A 5,344-nucleotide genomic window follows, 5' to 3' on the forward strand; every position below is an offset into this window, starting at 1 on the left:
ATATCTATTCCTAAATAAACTGGGATTAATAATTAAATTAGCAATGTCAATCTTATAAATATCAATATTGTGTAAATATTTTTAATATTATCCAACCGAATTTTCGAAAATGATGGATGCAATGTTGTTTTATTTCTAACGTTTTATTAAAAATTAATTTAAAGGAACGGGTGATGAATTATCAGGTCACGAAGCTCCATCCTTTTGGAGTAAAAATAGAAGCAAATGGATTAAAAATTCCCATTAGCGAAGTACCAATAGCACTACTGCGTAAACTATTTATTGAGCATCAGTTGGTATTGATACGTGGATTTAAAGCCTTTGAACAGGCCGAGCAATTTGCGGAATATTGCGAGCAATGGGGAGAGATCAGTATTTGGCCATTTGGCAAAGTGTTAGATTTAATTCAAAAAGATCAGCCAAAGGACCATATTTTTGATAGTAGCTATATGCCGCTGCATTGGGATGGCATGTTCCGTCCTCAAGTGCCTGAATATCAGATATTTCAATGTGTTCAGGCGCCATTGCCAGCACAAGGCGGCCGGACGACCTTCACTCATTCTACTAAGGTGCTACAGAACGCAACCGAACAGCAGCGCTCATTATGGCGAAAAGTCACGGGGCATTACCAGCGAGAGATGGAGTTCTATTGCAGTCACACCATTTCCCCGATTATTGCTCAACACCCCTATCACTCACACGAGGTCATTCGTTACGCCGAACCGCATTTCGCTGAACGTGGCGATCTGCTAAACCCACCAAATGTGACCTTTAGTGGCATTGATAGTGAGCAAATAGCTGAGTTCCACCGTAGCTTACGTGACGCACTGTATGACCCTCGTCATTTTTATGCTCACGAGTGGCAAAATGATGATGTGGTCATTACGGATAACTTTAACTTACTGCATGGTCGAGAAAGCTTTTTATCGCATACCCCACGTCATATCCGTCGAGTTCAGGTGCTAAGCGATCCACCGTTTGATAACCCAAGTTTGGAGTCTTACCGATGAGTGATTACCACACTGATATTATGATCGTTGGAGCAGGCCCTGTTGGGCTTATGTGCCACTATTTAGCGCAGCGCTGCGGTCTGAACTCACAAGTTATTGATAAATCTAATGGGCCACTGGTGGTCGGACGGGCCGATGCGCTTAATGCTAGAACTCTGCAGTTACTTGATATCGTTGACTTATTTGAGCCACTTTACGTGCAAGGCAAACCCTGTAATACCAGTTCGGTATGGGCTGATGGTCAATTTTTGTCACGCCAGTCTCATTGGTGGACAGCGCTGCAAGGCTGCTTCTATCCTCACTTTCTGATGTTGGGGCAAGCACATATTGAAAAAGCGCTAGATAGTGCAGTCAAAGCGCAGAACGCGGCCGTGCGCCGTGGTTTATCTGTGGTCGATATCACTGTTGATGAGCAAGGCTGCGTGACGGAACTGAGCAGTGGCGAGCGAGTTCGTTCACGTTACGTGATTGGTGCAGACGGTGGGCGCTCTTTTGTACGTCAGCATTTTTCGATTCCATTTGAAATCGAGAGACCAGAAATTATCTGGGCGGTGATTGATGGTGTTATTGAGTCAGATTTTCTGAAAGTGCCAGAAATCATCGTATTTCAGGCTGAGACGTCAGATGTCGCCTGGATTCCACGTGAAGGTGATTTGGATCGTTTTTATATCCGTATGGACACCGAAGAATTTACTCAGCAAGAGGTTATTGCGCGCATTAACCGAGCAATGTCGCCGCATTCACTGACGTTTAAGCAGGTTGAGTGGTTTTCTTATTTCTCGGTTAAGGAGTCTGTTGCAGAACGGTATGACCACCAGCAACGGGTCTTTCTAGCAGGAGATGCCTGCCATATACATTCGGTCAATGGCGGCCAAGGGCTCAATACCGGAGTTGCTGACGCGTTCAATTTGATCTGGAAGCTCAATATGGTGTTGCGTGGTCAGGCATCACCTACGCTGCTGGACAGTTATCAGGTTGAGCGCCAACCAGTGGCTCGCAGCGTGATTGAAAGCTCTGGTGCATTGGTGCGAGCGACTAAATATTCTGCGCGAGGAACCCATGCGGAGGACTATGTACAAATCGTTGAACAGCGAGCTGGTAATATCACAGGTATGGGCATTGGGTATGGCAATGGTGGCTTAAACGGTTCTCGAGTGTATGACTTTGAGATGCATCGTGATCAGCAGAGTTGCCGCTTTTACCAATGGCTAGATTACCGCTCCTTTACGCTTCTGTTGACTGGCGATGCGGACTTACCATCCGAAATTCCTCCGTTTGTGCGTTGCCTTCATCTGTACGATCAGGCGAAGCCTGGGCAGTATTGGAGTGAGAGTTCATTCTACCAGGGGCAGGCTTTACTGATCCGCCCTGATGGTTATATTGCGGCTTTCGTGTCGCTTGCGCACGCGGCTGAACTGTTAGCCGGCCTATAAACTTTTTAACCGAGAGTGAAGGCCGAGGGTTCTGCATCATTCCGTCAATGGTCTTCGCCTTTAATAAGGAAACACTATGCTTGATCATCAACAGCAGCAATGTGTGGATAATATTGCTTTTATTTTATTAGACCAATTATTAGCACAAACAGACGCCACTTTTAGTGGGTATCAGAAGTTAAAAAAACAGATAGCTCAGTGTGTCATTGAAAACAAAGTCATTACATTATTACTGCCTGCTTTTCCATGTAAAACGAATAACCTAGATAAGGTATTAGGTTATAAGCCTGATTTGGGTGAATATCGAGTTTTACAAAAATTTGTTAATGCCATTCGTGATATTCAATCTGTCTATTCTCCAGGAGTGATGTTTTACATTTTTTCTGATTATCATACATTTTCTGATTATATTAATGTCGATTTAGAACATCACTACACTTATTCTGATGAATTACGGAATATGGTGGGAAATATGAACGCCAGTGATTGTCTCAAAATTATCAACTTTGAGCACTTCTCTGCGTTTGATGACTTAAATGAATATCAATATTTCAATGGATTAAAGCAGCGCTTTGGTGATGCGGAATATGAGCGTGATTTTGCACGTATTAAACAGCATGATAATGCAATGCATCATACCTATCTGGGCTTGAAAAAATTCATGCATCAGGATCAGAAATATGCGCTTGCTCCACTGAGTTATAAGAAGCGACGTGAGCGCCTAGCCCTTATGGCTAAAGGAATGATGGTGCAAGGACGTGCACTCGATAATTTCCTCAATACTCATTTGAGCCACGCTATTCGTCTCAGCATTCATGAACACCCAATGCAAGGCAAAAAATATTCGCTGTTTCTTTTTGATGAGCGATCGTTTAAGACACCTTGGCATACTTGTGTTTTATTTGATGCTTGCCGCGGAGAATTTATTATTGATACGCAGGCCAATCACAAACAACGTGAAGGCGTGATTATTCCCGTAATGCATCAAGGAACGCTGTGGTGTTTACTGCGTTTCAATATCGAAGACGCTAACGAGGCACAGTTGATGCGTGAGGTAAAAGCCACTCTACAAACAGAGCAGTTTGGCCTGATGTTAGAGTCACACCATGGATGCTCACTGACCGCGCTACCGCAGGCTCAAGTGAGCCAATTGGTGAAGGCGTTCTCTGCTGTCTGTTTAAAAGGCTTTAACCCGTTGCCTCAAGCTTCATTTTGGTCTTCGTGGTTTGCCGGAAATCATGCTCTGCTTCCGGAAGAATATGTTCGGAGTAGTACATTAGCAGAGCCCAGTTGGTACGGGCTCAAAACACCGTCAACGAGCATAGCGCGTCGCTATTCTTATACTGACATGACTCCTGATGAATGGGCGATTTACTGTTCATCTGCTCCGCTGAAGGTTAACTTACTGGATGCCTCACTGGCTGCGTTGTGTCTTAATGGTCAAGCAAGTGGTTGGCTGAAAAATACCATTGTGCAGTACGATGATATGGCTGCTTATCCTGTGATTATGTCGGGGGATTGGGGAATGAATTTACGCTGGAGCCCATCATTGGCGAAGCATATATCGTCGTCGACTGAAATTGACAATATCAATCAAGTAGCCAATGTTTTAACTCCTATTCTTGAACGTTCACAAGTACAGCATGTGTTTGATTTACAACTTGGCGATATATTACTGGTAAATAACCACACCGTACTTCGTTATGGCGTGTTATCCGAAACAGAATTAGCGGTGCGTCAGCCTTATTCGGTAAATTCCCCTTGGCAGCCTCATAACAAACAACCAAGTAGTGAGCATTTACAAGAAAGCCCTGCTTAAATAAATGATATTTTTAGTAAATAAGCATGAAGAGCCAAGTAAGCGGATTACTTGGCTTTATTTTTATGGATCATTAACTATGGGATAGATTTATTTTATCGTTGTTTCCATTCTCTTATTCGACCATACGATGAGAAGTGTTACTTTCAAATGAGAGCAAGTAAAATAATGATCACAACCGAACTGGTTACATAATGAACGAATGTGCAAATAGTGTATTTAGCACAGAATCGATAACTTCTTGCCTTTCCAAACCAGTATTGCACAATAGCGCCTCTCGCTGACTTTTACCCAGAGCGCTTTAATTCACATGCTACTTATCATCGATAACTACGATTCGTTTACCTACAACTTGTACCAATACTTCTGTGAGCTGGGAGTTCAAGTGACGGTGGTGCGTAATGATGAAATCGATATCGCTGGCATTGAAGCGCTCAGCCCAACGCATCTGGTTATTTCCCCTGGGCCTTGCACGCCGAATGAGGCGGGAATTTCACTGGCCGCGATTGAACATTTTGCGGGTAAACTACCTATCTTAGGAGTCTGCCTTGGGCATCAAGCCATTGCGCAAGTGTTTGGCGGGCAAGTGGTGCGAGCCAAAAAGGTGATGCATGGTAAAACCTCACCGATCCAACACACCAACCGTGGCCTCTTTCTGGGGCTCAATAACCCGTTAACCGTTACTCGCTACCACTCGTTGGTGGTCAAAGCTGATTCTCTTGCGGACTGTTTTGAGCTCACCGCTTGGACTCAACAGGCCGATGGTTCGATGGACGAAATCATGGGTTACCAACATAAAACACTGCCAATTGATGCCGTGCAGTTTCATCCTGAATCAATTAAAACAGAACAGGGCCATCAACTGCTCGCAAATTTTTTGCGCCGTTGAACCATTCTCAACCGGACTGCGATCACCTTTCTTAACATTTTCCTCATCATTTCTGCTGTTTTTTATCTTTGCAATATTATGCACCATACATCCTGTTGGAATGAGGGATGGCTTGTCGCCTCAAGGCCTTGTTGTGCTTATTTATATTATTTATAAAAAAGTGCTTCATAAAAGAGGTGACTTAATGCATAAA

The 5,344-nt window shown here is 43.8% G+C and carries 4 protein-coding genes; all 4 read left to right on the top strand.

Features of this window, described 5'->3' with window-relative positions; translation table 11 throughout:
- Positions 1-173: 173 nt before the first annotated feature.
- Positions 174-1,010: a TauD/TfdA dioxygenase family protein gene (locus AACT21_RS06080; protein WP_176430156.1), complete on the top strand. Its 837-nt coding sequence runs from the start codon at positions 174-176 to the stop codon at positions 1,008-1,010.
- A complete protein-coding gene (locus tag AACT21_RS06085) occupies positions 1,007-2,443 on the top strand; it encodes an FAD-binding protein (protein WP_094163261.1) in 1,437 nt (478 codons plus the stop codon). Before AACT21_RS06080 ends, AACT21_RS06085 begins: the two co-directional genes overlap by 4 nt.
- A 76-nt stretch (positions 2,444-2,519) precedes the next feature.
- Positions 2,520-4,262, top strand: a complete 1,743-nt coding sequence (locus AACT21_RS06090) for an L-tyrosine/L-tryptophan isonitrile synthase family protein (RefSeq protein ID WP_094163263.1) — start codon at positions 2,520-2,522, stop codon at positions 4,260-4,262.
- 310 nt (positions 4,263-4,572) lie between these two features.
- Positions 4,573-5,151: an aminodeoxychorismate/anthranilate synthase component II gene (locus AACT21_RS06095; protein WP_010318736.1), complete on the top strand. Its 579-nt coding sequence runs from the start codon at positions 4,573-4,575 to the stop codon at positions 5,149-5,151.
- The last annotated feature ends 193 nt before the right edge of the window (positions 5,152-5,344 follow it).

It is taken from the genome of Vibrio sp. V08_P9A1T1, from assembly GCF_963874405.1.
Taxonomy (GTDB): Bacteria; Pseudomonadota; Gammaproteobacteria; order Enterobacterales; family Vibrionaceae; genus Vibrio; species Vibrio anguillarum.

Coding starts and splice junctions, on each gene's coding strand:
- AACT21_RS06080 (WP_176430156.1), top strand. CDS start 174: ATGAATTATCAGGTCACGAAGCTCCATCCTTTTGGAGTAAAAATAGAA.
- AACT21_RS06085 (WP_094163261.1), top strand. CDS start 1,007: ATGAGTGATTACCACACTGATATTATGATCGTTGGAGCAGGCCCTGTT.
- AACT21_RS06090 (WP_094163263.1), top strand. CDS start 2,520: ATGCTTGATCATCAACAGCAGCAATGTGTGGATAATATTGCTTTTATT.
- AACT21_RS06095 (WP_010318736.1), top strand. CDS start 4,573: ATGCTACTTATCATCGATAACTACGATTCGTTTACCTACAACTTGTAC.